This is a genomic window from Arthrobacter sp. K410C (assembly GCF_059090105.1).
In genome coordinates this window covers 46556-62705 of record NZ_JBNHFJ010000015.1, presented here as the reverse complement: position 1 = coordinate 62705, position 16150 = coordinate 46556, and the positions used below count along the sequence as shown (strand labels likewise).

Below are 16150 nucleotides of genomic sequence, written 5' to 3'. Positions count from 1 at the left end.
ACCGCAAAGGATCGGCATAAAAGCGGAAATTAAGGGGCAAGCTTCAGTCAAGAAAAACGCACGATCTTGAGGTGCGGAAAATGAGCCGTTGAGGTAGGAGAATTAGCCCAATCGGGGGCCACAGCAAACGCCGAACCAAGCAGCTACCGCTTCGACTTCGGGAACGGTCCCGTTGAGCGCGGTTACACCGGAGTCAGCGCGGCGGGCAGGCTGCCCGCGGCTTCCGCAATGACGGCCAGCGCCCGCATGGTCGCCGGGGACCTCACCCGGCAGGGCCTGCTCTAGCTATCGCGACGGCGGGAAGCAGCACATTCCCGTGCCCCGCCGTCGTACCGGCCCAGGCGCCGTCACTCCCAGTCTGAAGTGAAATCCAGGGGCGGCCACCAGCGCGTCCGCGAATGGACGGCGAACCGGCGCCCGGTGACCTCGGTGGGATTGATGCGGATCAGGTGGTCCTTGAGGCTCGGCTCCCAGGGTTCGCGGTCCGGATCGGCCAGTTCCAGGGGCAGGGAGCCGTTTTCCACGGGCGAGGGAACGCCTTTGACGACGACGCTCCACACCTCCGTCCCGTAGACGTTGAGCGCATCCGTTTCCAGCGCCACCGGATTCCCCGTAAGCATCGACCGAAGTTTCGTTCCGGGGGCGGTCCGCAGATACAGCGCCCTTTCCGCGGGAACGAAGTTCACCGGGAAGATCTCCGGCGTGCTCCCGTTGATGACTGCCAGCCTCCCGATGTAGGAGGAGCCCAGGAGCATCCAGCATTCCTCGACGGTCAGGACTTCTGTTGCCGATTCCGGCTGACGGGTTCCCATGGGCGAGATTCTAGGTCTCCGGCACAAGTAGGGGGTAGGGCCTTGGGTCCCCCGGTCCCGCCCCCCGCGCCTAACCGCCGATGTGGTGGACCGTGAAAGCGGTCAGGAAGCCCACGGAGGCCGTCAGGCCGGTCAGGTTGTGGTGCTCCTCGAACGCCTCCGGGATCATCGTGTCCGCCAGCATGGCCAGGATTCCGCCGGCAGCCGCGGCGGTGATGAAGGCCACCACGCCGCCCGGCGCATTCTCCAGAGCTGCGCAGCCCACCAGCGAGGCCACGCCGCGCCCAGAATTGATGGGATCTTGACCCAATCCTTGCGGACCCCTGAAGTTGCGGGTCCACGCTGGAGGCATCGGACCAAACCAGCTTGTGGGGAGCAGGAAGTCATGGGAAACAAGACAGCTTTTGAGGGCGACGTCACCACCGAGGGAGGCGTGCTGACGGACCAGCATCCGCTCGATTTCCACGCTTTGGGACTGGCCGGCTGCATTGACCGGCTGACCGGGCCCCTCCGCCGGAGGGGGACCGCCGTCTGCTGGGATACTCCGCACTGGGGCATCGAGATCCCGTCGGACTGCGCCGCCCTCCTCTACCAGTCGGCCCGCGAGGCGCTCAGCAATGCATACAAGTACTCCGGGGCGTCCCACCTCACCGTCCGGCTTGCCGCGGTGGACCACGGCATCCGCCTGGTAGTGGCCGATGACGGCACGGGTTTTGACAGTCGCCGCGCCACGCGCGGGCGGCACCACGGCTATGGGCTGCGCCTTATGTCGGTGGCCGTCCGGGAAGCCGGTGGCTGCGTGGACATCAGTTCCAGCCCGGGTCACGGCACCAAAGTGACCGTAACCCTGCCGCTGGACTGACACCCAGCGCACACGGACTCGGAGGCCGCCATACTGGGACGGCGCGCCTCCGCATGCCCGGCTCCGATATTGCTTCTAGCGGGTCAGCTTGGCCTCGTCGGTTTCCAGGTCGCCGATGTGGCCCGGTGCGTTGGCTGCCAGGACGCGCGCAACGAACGCGGCGTACTCGTCCATGTAGTGGCGCAGGAACCTGGCGGTATCCTCCTTCTTCACCTCGCCGTCCTCGCCGAAAACAGCGGCGTCGTAATGGATGTAGGCCTCGGGTGCGTTCAGCTGCGGCGCGTCCAGGAAGCTGAGGACGCTGCGAAAGGAGGACTGCATGACGGCAGTACCGATGCTGCCCACGGAGGCGCCGATGATGCCGGTGGGCTTGCGGGCAAACGAGTTGCTGCCCCAGGGCCGGGAGCCCCAGTCGATGGCGTTCTTGAGTGCACCGGGGATGGACCGGTTGTACTCAGGGGATACGAACAAGATGCCGTCCGACGCCTCGATGGCCTCCTTGAGGGCACGGGCTGCGGGCGGGAAGTCGGCGTCGTAGTCGTAGCTGTAGAGCGGGAGGTCCCCGATGGGGATCTCCGTGAACTCCAGGTCCTCCGGCGCGAGCTTGATCAGCGCCTTGGAAAGGGTCCGGTTGATCGAGCCTGTTGCCAGGCTTCCCACGAAATATCCGATCTTGAACGGTGCCATGAGTGTTCCTTCCGAGGGCCGGGCGGCGCCGGCCTTCCATGTTCTTTCGAAAAGGTGCCGTCCGTCTTCCTGCGAAACTGGCGGCGCTGGTTGGTGCCACTGCACCCAACAGTCCAGCACAGATGGACCGTGCCGGCCAGAGCCCCTGGCTTACCCGGTGATGTCCTTGACAGGCCGCGGCCGGGAGCGCTGAATGATCTGTAGCGCAACCCCGGTTTTCGTGGCGTCCCGCCGCCTTCCCCGTTCGCCTTCCAAGGAGCACACCAGCCATGACGGACTATCCACTGGACGAGCGAGTCCACACCGAAGCACCCGCCGAGGGCGATCCGGACGCGGACGTCACGGAGATCCGCGTACATTCCCAGGATCCGGCAGAAGGGGCCGACGAACCCGCCCCGCCGGCGTCCAAGTAGGCGGCAGTCCTTCCCGGCCGCCTTCCCGCGGCCGGGCTTTGGCATGCCCGCCGGCGGCACCCGGCCAGGGGCCGCCGTCGTCCGTTCCGATTTCCATGCTCTGGATATGGACGAGCCCAAAAGGTATGTTGGTAAGCATGCTGATGATTTTTCCGAGTCATCAGTTCCGGTGACAAAGCGAAGGAGACGTTATGAGCACGAAGGTGGAAAAACGCATTCTGGTGAACGTACCGGTGAGCACGGCCTACAACCAGTGGACCCAGTTCGAGGAGTTCCCGCACTTCATGGGCGGCGTCAAGAGCGTCACGCAGCTGGCCGATGACCGGCTGGAATGGGTGGCCGAAATCGGTGGCGTCCGCCGGCAGTGGGAAGCGAAGATCCTGGAGCAGGTCCCGGACCGCAAGGTGGCCTGGGCTGCCACCGAGGGTGCCACGAACGCAGGCGTGGTGGAGTTCGAGGACGTAGGCGGCGGGCAGACGTCCGTACGGCTGACGATTGATTACGAGCCCGAGGGACTGATCGAGAAGGTGGGCGACAAGCTCAACGTCGTTGACCGGCAGGCCGAGGCAGACCTGCAGCGGTTCAAGGAATTCATCGAGGACGAAGGCTACGCGAGCGGCGCCTGGCGCGGCACGGTCAACCCCGGCGCCACGGTAGGAACGCCCGGAGTGGAAGACGCGGCAGCATCCCGCGGCGATTCCGGCAAGGCCGGTGTTTCGGGCAAGGTGGCCGCCGGACTGGGCGTTGCGGCAGCAGCCGGTGCCGCTGCCGCCATGGCTGCCGGGGGCAACAAGGGCGAGACTGCAGCTGCGGACGAAACGGTAACTCCAGCCACTACCGGGGAGCCGGCCACCGTCACGCCCCTGACGACGGATACCACCACTACGGGCACGGATACGGCAACAACGGGTACGACGGCGGCCGCCGGCTCCACCGGTTCAGTCGCCGACCTTGGTGGTGATGACCGGATCGGTCACCCCTTCGACCAAACGAACGGCCTGGTGGACACCACCGGTGAATCCGACGAGACCATCGAGGGCGAGAACCTGAGCGCCGGCGAGCGGCGCGAGGACGACCGGCGTCCCGACGGCGGCCTGCCGCCCATTGGCGGCAACCTCGGCCAGCACTGACCGCGCGGACGGCCCGCCGTCGCACATCTCCTAACCAAGCGCCGCCCGCCTCTCCCCGAGGCGGGCGGCGCTTTGCCGTTCTTGTGCGGCCTTGCGCTGGTTACTTCTGAGTGCCTGCGTAGGTGACGGACGGCACTCCAGGGGTCTCCATGCCTACACCGATGAAGAAGCTGGGGTGCGGCGGCTGGTTGTAGGACACGTTCTGGTTAGCCACGCCGGTCCGGTACATGGGGTCGTGCATTAGGGTGCGGAGCCGCACCTCGGTGGGTGCGGTGCTGGTGTAGATCCGCAGTTCCGTGCTGTCCGACGACGGGAACACAAGTTCCTCACGCCAGTCACCCAGGAGATCCGCCTGGAGGGACGGGTTGCCCTTGGTGTGGTTGTTGGTCCGGGCGCCGGTGGCGGTCAGCAGCCTGTCGCTGGACTCAGTTTCCCAGTTCCATTTGGAGACGGTGGGCACGCCTACGCCGGCAACGGCGTCGAAGTCGTGGTCCACGATCTCGCGAAGCAGGTCGCCGTCCCACCAGGCCATAAAGTTGGCGGCAGGGATCTTGTTCGCGATCAGCTCGCCCTTGGCGGAGCGCAGCTGGCCAACCGGCGAGTTCCAGGCGCCGTCGCCGCCTACAGCCCAACTCTCGGAGCCCGGGAAGCGGGGATCGATATCTCCGGTCGCGCCGCGGCCGGTATCCCGCGTGGCGGGGATGCTCCAGAGGATTTCACCGGTGGCGGCGTCACGGAAAGTGGCTCCGCGGTTGCCGCTCTGGCTCATGCTCTCGTGGACGGCGAAGGTCTCAAGGCCCGGACGGGACGGATCGAGGTTGCCCGTGTGGATGGCGTCGCCGTGGCCCAGCTTGGTGTTGTACAGCGGTTTGCCGTCATCGTCGATGGTCATGGAGCCGAAGACGAACTCGTCCTTGCCGTCCTGGTCCACGTCCGCAACGGAGAGGTTGTGGTTGCCCTGGCCCCTGTACTCCGCGCCCGCAGTGTCCGAATCAAATGTCCATCTCTTCACCAGCTTGCCGTCCACCAGGTCATAGGTGACCAGGACGGTCCGGGTGTAGTAACCGCGGCTGAACATCAGGGACGGCTTCTCCCCGTCAAGGTAGGCTACGCCGGCCAGGAAGCGGTCCACGCGGTTGCCGTAGCCGTCGCCCCACGCGGAGACATTGCCGCGGGGCGGGTCGTAGGGGACGGTGTCCATGATGGTACCGGTGGCGCCGTTGAACACAGTGAGGAATTCCGGGCCGGACAGGATGTAACCGCCGCTGTTGCGGTGGTCGGCTGCAGGGTCACCGATGACCGTGCCTGCGGCGTCCCTGGTGCCGTCAGCGGTCTTGAAGGAAACCTCGGCCTTGCCGTCCCCGTCAAAGTCGTATGCAAGCAGTTGGGTGTAGTGGGCGCCGGCGCGGATGTTGTGGCCGAGGTCGATGCGCCACAGCTTGGTGCCGTCCATCTTGTAGGCATCCACGTACACATTGCCCGTGTAGCCGGATCTTGAGTTGTCCTGCGCATTGGAGGGGTTCCAGAGCTGGATGATCTCGTAGCTGCCGTCGCCGTCCAGGTCCGCCACGGTGGCGTCGTTGGCGGTGTAGGTGTAGGGCTTTCCATCCTTGCTGACGCTGTCGGCCGGCTTGTCCAGCTTGATGGACAGGTAGTTCTGCTCGAGCGGGGTGAATTCCGCACTGAGCTTGTCCTGGCCGTTGCCGTTACCCACGGTCTTAATGACGTACTTGGAGGTTGCGGTTCCGGCCGGGTCGACATAGGTGGTGGTGTCCCGGATGGGCTCTTGGGTGATCTGTACGCCGTCGCGGATCACGTGGAACCCGATGCTGTCTTTGTCCAGGCCGAGCATGCGCCAGCCCAGCGTGACGCCCTGACCCGTCAGCACCGCAACGGGTGCGCGGTCCAGGTTTTCCACCTGGCGCTTGAGCTCCGTTGATGCGGCCTTTGCCTGGCCGGGGGTGGGCTGGCCGGGCTCCGCCTGGGCAAGCGGTACACCGGTAAAGGCCAGCGCCGCCGCTGTCAGTGCAGCTGCGGGGGCGGCCTTCCAGGCACGGCCCGCGCGGGATGGATAGGAACACTTCGAGGGAAAAGCCAAAGAACATCTCCTTTGATGCGGCGGCAGCTGAGTCTGCCGTACGACAGTTTGGAACGTTTCATGTGCCCCGAAAATTACCTCTTCACCAAATTCAATGGAAGGGGTTTGAGGTCGGGGAAAACGCTTTCTGCCCTTCAGGTTTATCAGTGGCTTCACAGGTCGGTCAAGAGCTATTCCGATACTTTGTGGGAGAAATTGTTCTTTTATCCCCTCGTTCTAGTCTTCGCCGACCTTGTAGCCCGCCACCGACTGCAGCAATGGCACGGTCCTCGTCGGCATGACCTCCACCAGAGACATGGCCGTGCTGGTGCGGACGACGCCGGCAATCGCCAGCATCGCATTGGTTACCCGGTGGAGGTCGGCAGGGTCCTTCGCCGCCACTTTGGCCAGCAGGTCGGCATCTCCCGTGGTGGCGTGCATTTCGATAATTTCCGGAATGGTCCGCAGCTCGGCCGTGGCTTCGTCGCTGGAGGACTGGCTGATGGAGATGGAGATGAAGGCGATCAGCGGCAGTCCCAGCGCCTCCGTCCGGACCCGCTGGCTGAACGGCGCCAGGCTTCCGTCATTCACCAGGCGGCGCAGCCGCGCATGGACCGTGTTGCGGGCAGCCCCCAGCGTCCTGGAGAGCGAGAGGACGGTCGCCTGCGGGTCGTCGTCGAGTGTGAGGAGGATCTCGGCGTCAAGAGTATCAAGAAGGTGCATACTGAGCATTTTGCCACTCCATCCTGCTGGCAAGGCAGGATCTGTCCTGCAGTAAGCAGCTGTGTTGCGCATACGCACGCAACTGCCCCACGATGCTTTGCATGACCAGCACCCTTCCCGACACTGCCGCTCCCGGGCTGCGCGCCGCCGTCGCAAACCTCCCCGCGTACGTTGCCGGTAAAAGCGCAGAGTCTGAACTGACTGCCGCCCTGGCTTCAAACGAAAGCCACTTTGCTCCGCTGCCGTCCGTCGTCGAGGTTGTTACTGCCGAAGCCGGCCGGATCAACCGGTACCCCAACATGGGCGCGGTGGACGCCCGGGAAGCCATTGCGCGGCACCACGGAGTGTCCCCGGAGGAAATCGCCGCCGGCCCCGGCAGCTCAGGCGTCCTGCAGCAGATCATCACCGCGGTCTGCGATGCCGGGGACGAAGTAGTCTTCGCGTGGCGGTCCTTCGAGGCGTACCCCATCCTTGTCACCGTGGCCGGCGCCGTACCTGTCCCAATCCCGCTGCTGGACAACGAACAGCACGATCTCGCGGCCATGGCCGCCGCCATCACGGACCGCACCCGCCTGGTGATCCTCTGCTCCCCCAACAACCCGACGGGCGTCTCCATTGACGGCGGCGCACTGCAGGACTTCCTGAAGTCCGTGCCGTCCACGGTCCTGGTGGTGCTGGACGAGGCCTACATCGAGTACCAGCGCGGGCCGGGCCTGGACTCGCTGGAGTTCTACCGGCGCTACCCCAACCTGTGCATCCTGCGCACCTTTTCCAAGGCCTACGGCCTCGCCGGACTGCGGATCGGCTATGCCATCGCCCGCCCGTCCGTGGCTGAAGGACTCCGCCGGACCGCCATTCCCTTCGGCGTCAACCGGATGGCCCAGGCCGCGGCCGCCGCATCGCTGGCCGCAGTCGATGAACTTCGTGCACGAACCGACGCCGTGGCACAGGAACGCACCCGGGTCATCGCCGCCCTTCGCAGCTTCGGCTGGGACGTCCCGGACAGCGAGGCCAACTTCTACTGGCTCCGCGCCTCCGACGAGCTCCGGGAAGAGCTGCTGGCTGCCTTTACCGACGCGGATATCCTCGCCCGCGGCTACGCGGGCGACGGCGTCCGCGTCACCCTGGCGGACAAAGAAACCAACAGCCGCGTCCTCGCTGTCCTGGCAGACCGCGGACGGTTTGCCACCCAGTGAGTACCGCCACCATGCCCCCCGCAGAGGTTCGCGGTGCCGAGCCGGCCACAGCGGAAGGAACCACGACGGCGGCACCCGCCATGCCGCCGTCGGCCGTCCGCCATTCCCTGCTCGAGGATGTCCTGGGCTTCCTCACTGGAACCTTCGCCGCTTCACTTGGCCTGTACCTGCTCAAGTCCAGCGAGGCCGTCACCGGCGGCACGGCCGGCCTGGCCCTGCTGCTGAGCTACAGCCTGCCGCTGCCGTTCGGCGTGATCTTTTTCGGGGTGAACCTGCCGTTCTTTGGGCTGGCCGTGTGGAAGAAGGGCTGGAACTTCGCGCTGCGCACCGGCGCGGCAATCACCCTGGTCTCGGCCATGGCGAGCCTGCACCCCTGGGCCGTGGGGCCGCTGGCGATCGACCCCGTCTATGGGGTGCTGGGCGGAAACCTGCTGGCCGGCGTCGGGCTGCTCATCCTGTTCCGGCATAAGTCCAGCCTGGGCGGCTTCAGCATCCTGGCGCTTCTGCTGCAGGAGAAGCTGAAGTGGCGGGCCGGATATGTGCAGATGGTGCTGGACGTGGCCATCGTGCTGGCAGCGCTGGTACTGGTGCCACCGTTGATGGTGCTGCTGTCCGCCGTCGGCGCCACGCTGCTGAACCTTATCCTCGCCCTGAACCACCGCCCCGGACGCTACCTCGGAAAGTAGACGCCGGGAGGGCTGCTGGTTAGGGGCCTGACTCGTACCGGTCATCCTGGCCGTGCTGCCGTGCAGGGACCAGGACCACTTCGTGTAGATCCGCTGCCGGCTCGTCGAACTTGGCGTTGACTGCCGCCAGCGTGTTCCCAAACAGTGCCGCCGTTGTGGGAATCTGGAAGCTGTCGCTCGTGATGACGTCCCTGACCTCGCCCGAGGACAGGTCGTGGTTGAGCTTGACCCGGCTGACCTGGTTGAGGAAATTCTGCACCACCCACACGGTCTTGCCGCGGGCGACGATGCCGTCCGCATTAGGAAGCTTTTCGGTGGCAATCAACGCGCTCTGCCCGGTGTCGGGGTCCACCGTGAAAAGGGCCTGCTTGGCGGAATGGGCCACGATCAGCACCCGCCCACCCTTTACGGACGTGATGCCGTTCAGGTTGAACGCACCCGGCAGCTCGGCGGCCGGGCCCAGCAGCGGCAGCGCGGTGACAGTGCCGGACTTCCCGTCCCGGCTTACCTGCAACTGGTAGAGCTCCCCACGTGCGGAGTTGGTGAACCAGGCCCCGTCCCTGGTGAGGGTGACGTCATTGATGAAGCCCGGCGCCAAAGCGAATTCCCCTACAGCCTCCTTTGTCTTCGTGTTGTACACGAAGGCCTTGCCGGTGCTGCCGCCCGCCACGAAGAGCAGCTTGGTGCGGACATCGAACTTCATACCCACCGCCTGCCGGTCGGCTGGCGCATCGATGAATCGTGTGGCCTTAGGCTCCCGGATGTCCCCCTTGAAGATGTCCCCGGTTTCCAGCTCCCCTGCATAGAAAGTAGTCCCCCGTCCCGCTGCGATGCCCTCGGCGGAGGTGGCGCCGTCGAGCACGATGACATTGTCTCCCGGGGAGTCGCCGGCGGAGGCGGGAACGGCGGTGGGGAGGACGAGGGCCATTAGAGCGATGAACCCGATGACTGCACGGCGTTGTACTGTTCGGCGCATAATGATTCCTGATCTGGATTTTGCGCGGGGCCCTCTGCGGCAGCTCCACACGATGGTGTAGCCAGTTTAAGTACGGCAGTTGGGCCCGCCAAGGCATCGGAGCCCCCATTCTGCTTACAATCGAAACCTCTATTGACTACTGAGGGATCCATGAAGAAATTCGCCACAGTCCTGTTCGCCGCCGGCCTGGTTGCTTCGGCTACAGCCTGCTCCGCCTCCCACCAACTGTCCACCGCGGAAACCTGCGAGCGGATCCAGTCCGTTGTGTCGAACCCCGCCAACAGCGCCGGCAAGACGGGCATGAACCGGCTGGCAAACCAGATCCGCCCCATCCACGCCGTCGCTTCCGACGACCTGAAGCCGGCCCTCGCCTCGATCATCGAGTACACGGACGAGCAGGCGAAGGAAACGCCGGACGAGGCCAAGCTCGCCGAGCTCCAGGCCGATTACGAGGAAGCCGGCAGCACCTACAGCCAGTTCTGCAGCTAAATACCCTCCGCGAACCGGGCCCGGCCGCCCGGCTACAGGCTGGCCGGGTCCGTATTGGCGCCGCAGAGGATCACTGCCACGCGCTCGTCCCGGTGGGGCACGTAGGCGCCACTGGTGAGGGCCGCGTAGGCGGCCGCGGCACCCTGCTCCACCACTATCCGGTAGGTGTTCCAGAGCTGAGTTCGGGCTGCAACAATATGGTGATCGGACACCAGGACGCTTTCGACGCCGGTGCGGACCGCCACGGAGAAGCCGATGTCACCGACGCGGCGGGCTCCCAGCGAGTCCGCCGCGACGCCGGACACCGCCACGTCCACCGGCTCTCCCGCGGCAAGGGCGGTATGCAGGGTAGGTGCGCCGTGCGGTTCCACAGCCACGACTTTTGCGTGGCCTTCCACGGCGGCCGCAACGCCTGCCATGAGTCCGCCGCCGCCGACAGCCACCAGGACGGTTTCGACGCCGGGCACCTGTTCCAGCAGTTCCGTGCCAACGGTTCCTGCGCCCGCTGCGATTTCGGGCTGGTCGTAGGCGTGGCAGTATACGGCGCCGCTGTCCCGGGCGTATGCCACCGCCGCCTGGTAGGCCTCGGCATATTTCGCACCGCCCTGGACCACGGTGGCGCCGATGGCCTTGAGCTTTTGGACTTTGACTTCCGGCGCTGCGGAGGGAACGAACACCGTGGCGGGGACGCCGAGCTGGGCTGCCGCGTAGGCGTTGGCGAGGCCCGCGTTCCCGCCGGAGGCCACCACCACGCCCACATCGGGCCGGAGTTCACCGCGTTCCTTGCTGGCCAGGATCCGGTTCAGCGCACCCCGGGCCTTGAAGGTCCCGGTGTGCTGCATGAACTCGCATTTGAACCAGGCCTGTCCGGGAAACGCGCCCCGGTCGGCCGCCATAACGGGCGTCAGGCGGGTGAGGCCGGCGGTCCGGTCCGCAGCCCGGTCAACGTGGGCACGGGTGATCACGTCAGACTTCGTCGTCCCAGGTTCCGGACTCCTCCAGGGCTTCCTCGGGCTTGTTTTCCTGCCCGGGATCGCCGCTGCCGACGTACGACGCCGGGACGGTACCGCCGGGATGGGCCTGCTGCTCTTCACGGATGTTGGATGCGCCGGGCAGTTCGGGGTGCAGGCCGCTTTGCGGAGCTTCCTTCCCCTGTCCAGGGACGGTCTTGGCTTCGTCAGGGTCACCGAGGCCGCGAAGGTCTGCGTCGTTCAGGGGCTCGTTATTGGATGTGGTCATGGTCCTGCCTTTCACCGTGGGAAAGCCGCTGCTTCCGGCCGTACTGGCCCGGCCGCTTTCCAGCCTACGTTTTCAGGGGCGTGATCGCATGGAATTGTGGATCCTGTGGTTGGTCGGCAAACCTGTGAAAAAGGGCCCGTTAGCTGGGAATTTCACTTCAAGCGGGACTTCCCGGGAACCGGGGGCGTTTAACCCATGGCAGAAGGAGGCCACGTGATCATTGTTCTTACCGGAATCGACGGTTCCGGCAAGTCCACGGCTGCCGCTGCCCTGGTGTCGTACGTCGAAGCACACGGCGGCAAGGCCGTGCTGCTGAACAACCATGCCGGACGGCGAACCATGTCCGTCCTGTCCGCCAGGACGGGGATCCGCCTTCCCAAGCGCCTGGCCGAGGCCCTGGAAACCACCTTCCGGGTGTGGAACGTGCTGGTTTCCCATCTGAGGGCAAGCCGCTTTGAGGGACTGGTGGTCATGGACCGCCACCTGTACTGCCAGCTGGCACTTCGGACCACCAAGGCCCTGCCACGCGGCCGCTTCCTGCCCTGGCTGCTGAAGGCACTTCCGGCGCCTGACGCCGTCGTCCATTTTGATATTGACCCCGGCGAGGCGCACCGGCGCATTGTTGCCCGCGGGACGGATGACGAGACGCTGGAGGACCTCATCGCGTTCCGGGACGCCTACGCTGCGCTGCCGGAATACAAGGACTTCGTGAAGGTTGACGCTTCCGTGCCGCCTGCGGAGCTGGCCCGGCAACTGGAGCAGCTCATTATGAGAGGGCAGCATCTGCCCGCTCCGCCGGTCGGCGCCTAGATCCTGGATCCGCAAGAACAGCGAAGGGCGGGCAGGACCAACTGGTCCTGCCCGCCCTTGCTGTCGAATGGGCGACTACCGGATCAGCGTGACGCTGTCGGCGAAGCCGTGGACTCGCTGTCTTCGGTCTCCGTGGCCATCGGGGAGGCTGTGTCCTCCGGCGAGGCCGTGGACGTAGCAGTCGAAGTGGACGTGGCGGTGGAGGTGGACGTCGGGCTGGAGGTGGCGCCGCCGCCGTCGGCCTGCTCAAGCACTTCGTTAATGAGGTCCTCAAGCTCCTTCTGGTCCGCGTCGCCCAGCTCGGCGCCGCTCTTGGTGGCGACCACCAGCAGCCGCCCCTCCGCAGCAGAGACCTGCATCAGCTTCTGCTGGTTCTCGCCGCTGCGGCTGCTGAGGGTGGCGAAGGTTTCCTGGGCATCCGTCTCGGCCTGCAGCTCCTCACTGGAGACCTCGTAGCTCTGGCCCAGGGCCTCAACCTTGAAGGTGGCGCACTGGTCCATCTTGCCCTTGATGTCCGTGAGGACCTGCTCGGCGTCCTCCCCTTCACCGCTGGACTGTGCGGACAGGGTGCGGGGCTGGTTGCCTTCGGAGATCGCGACGGCCACCTCGCCGTTCTCCACGGTGTCCAGCAGGCCGGCGGTGGCAATGTCCTTGCAGTCTTCAGGGTCCACCGTTGCGGTGCTCAGCAGCAGGTTGGCGATGTTCCCGCCCTGGTCCACCTGCTCCTTCGAGTAGAGCTTCAGCTCGTTGCCGTCGGCGTCGGTCTTGCCGGAGATGAGGTCGCGCAGCTCATCTTCCGTGTAGACCTTCTCTTCCTCGGTAGGGGAGGGTGACGCCGTCGTGGTCGCAGTGGGGCTGGCCGCGCCGCCTCCTCCGCCCGTGCAGCCGGCCAGGGCCAGCATTGCCGCAGTCATCAATCCAAGAGCCGGAACTTTACGCATGTGTACATCCCCTTCGAAATAGAAAGCATGCTTAGTGTTTTCCACCATAGACGGTCCTGCGTGCAGAGGGAAATAACGGGCGGATAACTTTGGCAGTGTGGAATAATCCGAGGTAGTGGTCCGCACCGGACCGCTCCACAGATCAGAGGGGCAACAGTGTCCGCCATAACTACCGGCACCGAGGCGGGGAGGGCGGCCATCAACAACTCCCAGGTCCCCAAGCATGAGCAGCTCCGGCTGATCATCCTGCGGCTGGCCAAGGAGCAGTTGGGGCCCGGCGCCCGGCTTCCCAGCGAGCGGACCCTCATGGACTCCTACGGCGTCAGCCGCATCACCGTCCGCGCGGCGATCGGCCGCCTGGTGAACGAAGGGCATCTGGTCCGCGTTCCGGCCAAGGGAACGTTCGTGGCGGACTCCCCCGTCCAGTCCACGCTGCACCTGGCGTCCTTCACGCAGGAAATGGAGGCCATGGGCCACGTCCCCAGCACCGTGGTGCTGGTGGCGGAGTCAGCCGCCGCGCCCGACCACACCGCGGAGGCGCTCAGCCTCCCGCGGGGGTCCGAAGCCATCCACCTGCGCCGGCTCCGCCTGGCCGACGGCCGCCCGGTAAGCGTCGACGACGCGTGGTACAACCCGGAGCACGCCGCCGGACTGCTGGACATCGACCTGACCGGCTCGGTCTACAAGGCCCTGGCTGCCCAGTTCGGCCACCAGATCGACCGGGCACGCCAAAGCGTCCGGTCCGAGGGCGCCCCCGCGGATGTGGGGGCGCTTCTCGGCACCGGAACGGGTGCGCCGGTCCTGGCCTTCGACCGGATTTCCTATTCGGGCGCCCTGGCGATTGAGCATTCGCGCTCCTGGTACCGCTCCGACCGCTACTCGCTCAACATGGAAGTCCGGCTCTAGGCCGTACATCCTTCAGTCCAGCGAAAACAGGCTGGCGCCCGCCGCCACGGCACCTTCCGCCAGCAGCGTTGCCGTGTCCGGCTTCGTGTCGAGTACGACGACGGGACTCACCATCGAATAACCGGCCGCCAGTGCGGGGGCCGGGTCCACATGCATGACGGGTTCGCCGGCCGCGACGGTGTCGCCCTGGGCGACCAGCAGCTTGAAGCCGTCGCCCTTGAGCTTCACGGTGTCGATGCCCACGTGCGTCAGCACGCCGCGGCCCGACTCGCCCACCACAACAAAGGCGTGCGGCAGAAGCTTGACCACCTTTCCCGCCAGGGGGGACACGACGTCGAACGCGTCACCGGCCGGCGGTTCAACGGCCGCACCGGAACCTACCATCTGCCCTGCGAACACGGGATCGGGAACGTCTGGCAGCTGCACCACTGCCCCGCTGATGGGGGCGAGGACCAGCATCGACTCCGCCACTAGAGGAGGTCCTCGATGTCTTCGGCCAGGGAGTCGGCCTCAGGACCAACGATCACCTGGACTGCGGTGCCGGCGGTGAGCACGCCGTGGGCCCCAGCGGCTTTCAAGGAGGCTTCGTTCACCAGTGATCCATCCTTTACCTCGGTCCGGAGGCGGGTGATGCAGGCTTCCACCTCAAGGATGTTGGCGGCGCCGCCCAGGCCTTCAATGATCTTTTCTGCTTTGGACATTGCTGCCCTTTCTGACGGTGCCCGCGTGGAGCACTTCTTCAGCACCGGACCGGCGGCCCGGTGGGACCTATTCTGGCTTCCTCCCCATCGAACCAACAGCCCTGGCGGTGTTCTCCGCCGATCTTGACAGCCGGTCGTGGGATCAATCACACTGAACTGGTCATAACCAGACAGTACCGGCTGTAACCGTCACTTCACAAGCCCCGATCCCCAACCCGCAGAGGTGTACCCATGTCAACATCCGAGACCACGGCCTTGGCGCCGGAGAAGAAGCCAAACCGCGCCTTCGCCACCCTCCAGCGGCTGGGCCGCTGCCTGATGCTTCCCATCGCCGTCCTGCCCGCGGCGGGCCTGCTGCTGCGCATCGGGCAGCCGGACCTGCTGGGCGCCATTCCCGGATTCGAAGGCGGCGCCGCCGTCATCTCGGCCGCCGGCAACGCGGTGTTCACCTGGCTGCCGCTGATCTTCGCCGTCGGCATCGCCATCGGCTGGGCAAAGAAGTCCGACGGCTCCACCGCACTGGCCGCCGTGGTGGGTTACATGGTGATCGACGGCGTCTTCAAGGCCATGTCACCGCTGGTCCTGGCAGGGCAGGTGGATCCCGCCGGCAAGCAGGCCCTGATCAACTACGGCGTACTGGCCGGCATCGTGGTGGGCCTGCTCTCCGCCGGCCTATGGCAACGGTTCTACCGCACCAAGCTGCCCGACTTCCTGGGCTTCTTCAGCGGCCGCCGCCTGGTGCCCATCCTGACGTCCGTCACCAGCCTGGTTGTCGGCGTCGTGCTTGCCCTCTTCTACCCGCTCTTCAACGCCGGCCTCTCCGCAGCGGGCCAGGCCGTGGCCGGAAACCCGGAACTCGGCGGCGGCATCTACGGCTTCGCCAACCGCATGCTCCTCCCGGCAGGACTGCACCACATCCTCAACTCCGGCCTCTGGTTCCTGATCGGTGACTACACGGACGCCTCCGGCCAGCTGGTCCGCGGCGACCTCAACCGCTTCTTTGCCGGCGACCCCGCGGCAGGCGTCTTCATGACCGGTTTCTTCCCCATCATGATGTTCGGCCTGCCCGCGGCTGCCCTTGCCATGTGGCGACACGCCAAGCCCTCGCAGAAGAAGATCGTGGGCGGCATCATGCTCTCCACCGCGCTCACCGCATTCTTCACAGGCATCACCGAACCGCTCGAGTACGCGTTCATGTTCGTCGCCTTCCCCCTCTACATCGTGCACGCAGTGCTGACCGGCACGTCAATGGCCCTGGTCAACGCCCTGGACATCCATCACGGCTTCACCTTCTCGGCGGGGTTGATCGACTTCGTCCTCAACTTCGGGAAATCGCAGAACGGCTGGATGCTCATCCCCATCGGGTTGGGTTACGCGGTGATCTACTACTTCCTGTTCTCCTTCGTCATCAAGCGCTGGAACCTGCGCACCCCCGGCCGTGAGGACGACGAAGTCACGGTGGACACCGACGCCGCCAAGTAAGTCCCCCCGCTCCGTTCACC

The 16150-nt window shown here is 65.7% G+C and carries 19 protein-coding genes and 1 pseudogene; 9 read left to right on the top strand and 11 right to left on the bottom strand.

The features are described from left to right. Positions 1-347: 347 nt before the first annotated feature. Positions 348-812, bottom strand: coding sequence for a pyridoxamine 5'-phosphate oxidase family protein (locus tag AC5RU7_RS17365; protein ID WP_494053274.1), 465 nt, complete (start codon positions 810-812; stop codon positions 348-350). A gap of 70 nt (positions 813-882) precedes the next feature. Further along, positions 883-1092, bottom strand: a pseudogene (locus AC5RU7_RS17360) (ZIP family zinc transporter); the annotation flags it as partial. Between the two features lie 105 nt (positions 1093-1197). Between AC5RU7_RS17360 and AC5RU7_RS17355 the strand changes: the two are divergent. Then, entirely contained in the window at positions 1198-1674 is a 477-nt protein-coding gene (locus AC5RU7_RS17355) for a sensor histidine kinase (protein WP_494053273.1), read from the top strand. A 75-nt stretch (positions 1675-1749) separates the two neighbouring features. Here the strand turns inward: AC5RU7_RS17355 and AC5RU7_RS17350 are convergent, their stop codons facing one another. After that, complete coding sequence (locus AC5RU7_RS17350; protein ID WP_494053272.1) at positions 1750-2361, bottom strand: NADPH-dependent FMN reductase; 612 nt, start codon at positions 2359-2361, stop codon at positions 1750-1752. Between the two features lie 269 nt (positions 2362-2630). On the opposite strand from AC5RU7_RS17350, the gene AC5RU7_RS17345 reads away from it, so the two are divergent. Both AC5RU7_RS17345 and AC5RU7_RS17340 read left to right on the top strand, forming a co-directional pair. Continuing rightward, complete coding sequence (locus AC5RU7_RS17345; RefSeq protein ID WP_494053271.1) at positions 2631-2774, top strand: hypothetical protein; 144 nt, start codon at positions 2631-2633, stop codon at positions 2772-2774. A 191-nt stretch (positions 2775-2965) separates the two neighbouring features. Beyond that, a complete protein-coding gene (locus AC5RU7_RS17340) occupies positions 2966-3904 on the top strand; it encodes an SRPBCC family protein (RefSeq protein WP_494053270.1) in 939 nt (312 codons plus the stop codon). Between the two features lie 100 nt (positions 3905-4004). On the opposite strand, the gene AC5RU7_RS17335 is transcribed toward AC5RU7_RS17340, so the two are convergent. Both AC5RU7_RS17335 and AC5RU7_RS17330 read right to left on the bottom strand, forming a co-directional pair. Then, a complete protein-coding gene (locus AC5RU7_RS17335) occupies positions 4005-6002 on the bottom strand; it encodes a rhamnogalacturonan lyase (RefSeq protein ID WP_494053269.1) in 1998 nt (665 codons plus the stop codon). Positions 6003-6218: 216 nt separating this feature from the next. Further along, entirely contained in the window at positions 6219-6713 is a 495-nt protein-coding gene (locus AC5RU7_RS17330; RefSeq protein WP_494053268.1) for an Lrp/AsnC family transcriptional regulator, read from the bottom strand. A 92-nt stretch (positions 6714-6805) separates the two neighbouring features. On the opposite strand from AC5RU7_RS17330, the gene AC5RU7_RS17325 reads away from it, so the two are divergent. Together AC5RU7_RS17325 and AC5RU7_RS17320 are read left to right on the top strand one after the other, a co-directional pair. Beyond that, a complete protein-coding gene (locus tag AC5RU7_RS17325) occupies positions 6806-7900 on the top strand; it encodes a histidinol-phosphate transaminase (protein ID WP_494053267.1) in 1095 nt (364 codons plus the stop codon). Positions 7901-7911: 11 nt separating this feature from the next. Beyond that, complete coding sequence (locus AC5RU7_RS17320; RefSeq protein WP_494053266.1) at positions 7912-8586, top strand: YitT family protein; 675 nt, start codon at positions 7912-7914, stop codon at positions 8584-8586. A gap of 19 nt (positions 8587-8605) precedes the next feature. Here AC5RU7_RS17320 and AC5RU7_RS17315 read toward each other — a convergent pair whose 3' ends face one another. Beyond that, positions 8606-9562, bottom strand: coding sequence for a YncE family protein (locus tag AC5RU7_RS17315; protein ID WP_494053265.1), 957 nt, complete (start codon positions 9560-9562; stop codon positions 8606-8608). Positions 9563-9712: 150 nt separating this feature from the next. Between AC5RU7_RS17315 and AC5RU7_RS17310 the strand changes: the two genes are divergently transcribed. Then, positions 9713-10051, top strand: a complete 339-nt coding sequence (locus AC5RU7_RS17310) for a hypothetical protein (RefSeq protein ID WP_494053264.1) — start codon at positions 9713-9715, stop codon at positions 10049-10051. Positions 10052-10083: 32 nt separating this feature from the next. On the opposite strand, the gene AC5RU7_RS17305 is transcribed toward AC5RU7_RS17310, so the two are convergent. Both AC5RU7_RS17305 and AC5RU7_RS17300 read right to left on the bottom strand, forming a co-directional pair. Then, the gene (locus tag AC5RU7_RS17305) at positions 10084-11016 is read right to left on the bottom strand and encodes a threonine/serine dehydratase (protein ID WP_494053263.1); all 933 of its coding nucleotides are present in this window, start codon (positions 11014-11016) and stop codon (positions 10084-10086) included. Position 11017: 1 nt separating this feature from the next. Further along, the gene (locus AC5RU7_RS17300; protein ID WP_494053262.1) at positions 11018-11290 is read right to left on the bottom strand and encodes a hypothetical protein; all 273 of its coding nucleotides are present in this window, start codon (positions 11288-11290) and stop codon (positions 11018-11020) included. Positions 11291-11503: 213 nt separating this feature from the next. Between AC5RU7_RS17300 and AC5RU7_RS17295 the strand changes: the two genes are divergently transcribed. Further along, positions 11504-12100 carry a dTMP kinase gene (locus AC5RU7_RS17295; protein ID WP_494053261.1) on the top strand — a complete coding sequence of 199 codons (597 nt, stop codon included), beginning with the start codon at positions 11504-11506 and terminating at the stop codon, positions 12098-12100. 83 nt (positions 12101-12183) lie between these two features. Here AC5RU7_RS17295 and AC5RU7_RS17290 read toward each other — a convergent pair whose 3' ends face one another. After that, positions 12184-13014 (bottom strand): hypothetical protein, encoded by an 831-nt coding sequence (locus AC5RU7_RS17290; protein ID WP_494053260.1) that lies wholly within the window; start codon positions 13012-13014, stop codon positions 12184-12186. A gap of 183 nt (positions 13015-13197) precedes the next feature. On the opposite strand from AC5RU7_RS17290, the gene AC5RU7_RS17285 reads away from it, so the two are divergent. Next, a complete protein-coding gene (locus AC5RU7_RS17285) occupies positions 13198-13947 on the top strand; it encodes a GntR family transcriptional regulator (protein WP_494053259.1) in 750 nt (249 codons plus the stop codon). Positions 13948-13959: 12 nt separating this feature from the next. Here AC5RU7_RS17285 and AC5RU7_RS17280 read toward each other — a convergent pair whose 3' ends face one another. Together AC5RU7_RS17280 and AC5RU7_RS17275 are read right to left on the bottom strand one after the other, a co-directional pair. Continuing rightward, positions 13960-14418: a PTS sugar transporter subunit IIA gene (locus tag AC5RU7_RS17280; RefSeq protein WP_494053258.1), complete on the bottom strand. Its 459-nt coding sequence runs from the start codon at positions 14416-14418 to the stop codon at positions 13960-13962. Beyond that, complete coding sequence (locus tag AC5RU7_RS17275) at positions 14418-14648, bottom strand: PTS sugar transporter subunit IIB (protein ID WP_494053257.1); 231 nt, start codon at positions 14646-14648, stop codon at positions 14418-14420. Before AC5RU7_RS17275 ends, AC5RU7_RS17280 begins: the two co-directional genes overlap by 1 nt. A gap of 231 nt (positions 14649-14879) precedes the next feature. Here AC5RU7_RS17275 and AC5RU7_RS17270 point away from each other — a divergent pair, with 231 nt between their 5' ends. Beyond that, positions 14880-16130 (top strand): PTS transporter subunit EIIC, encoded by a 1251-nt coding sequence (locus AC5RU7_RS17270; protein WP_494053256.1) that lies wholly within the window; start codon positions 14880-14882, stop codon positions 16128-16130. The last annotated feature ends 20 nt before the right edge of the window (positions 16131-16150 follow it).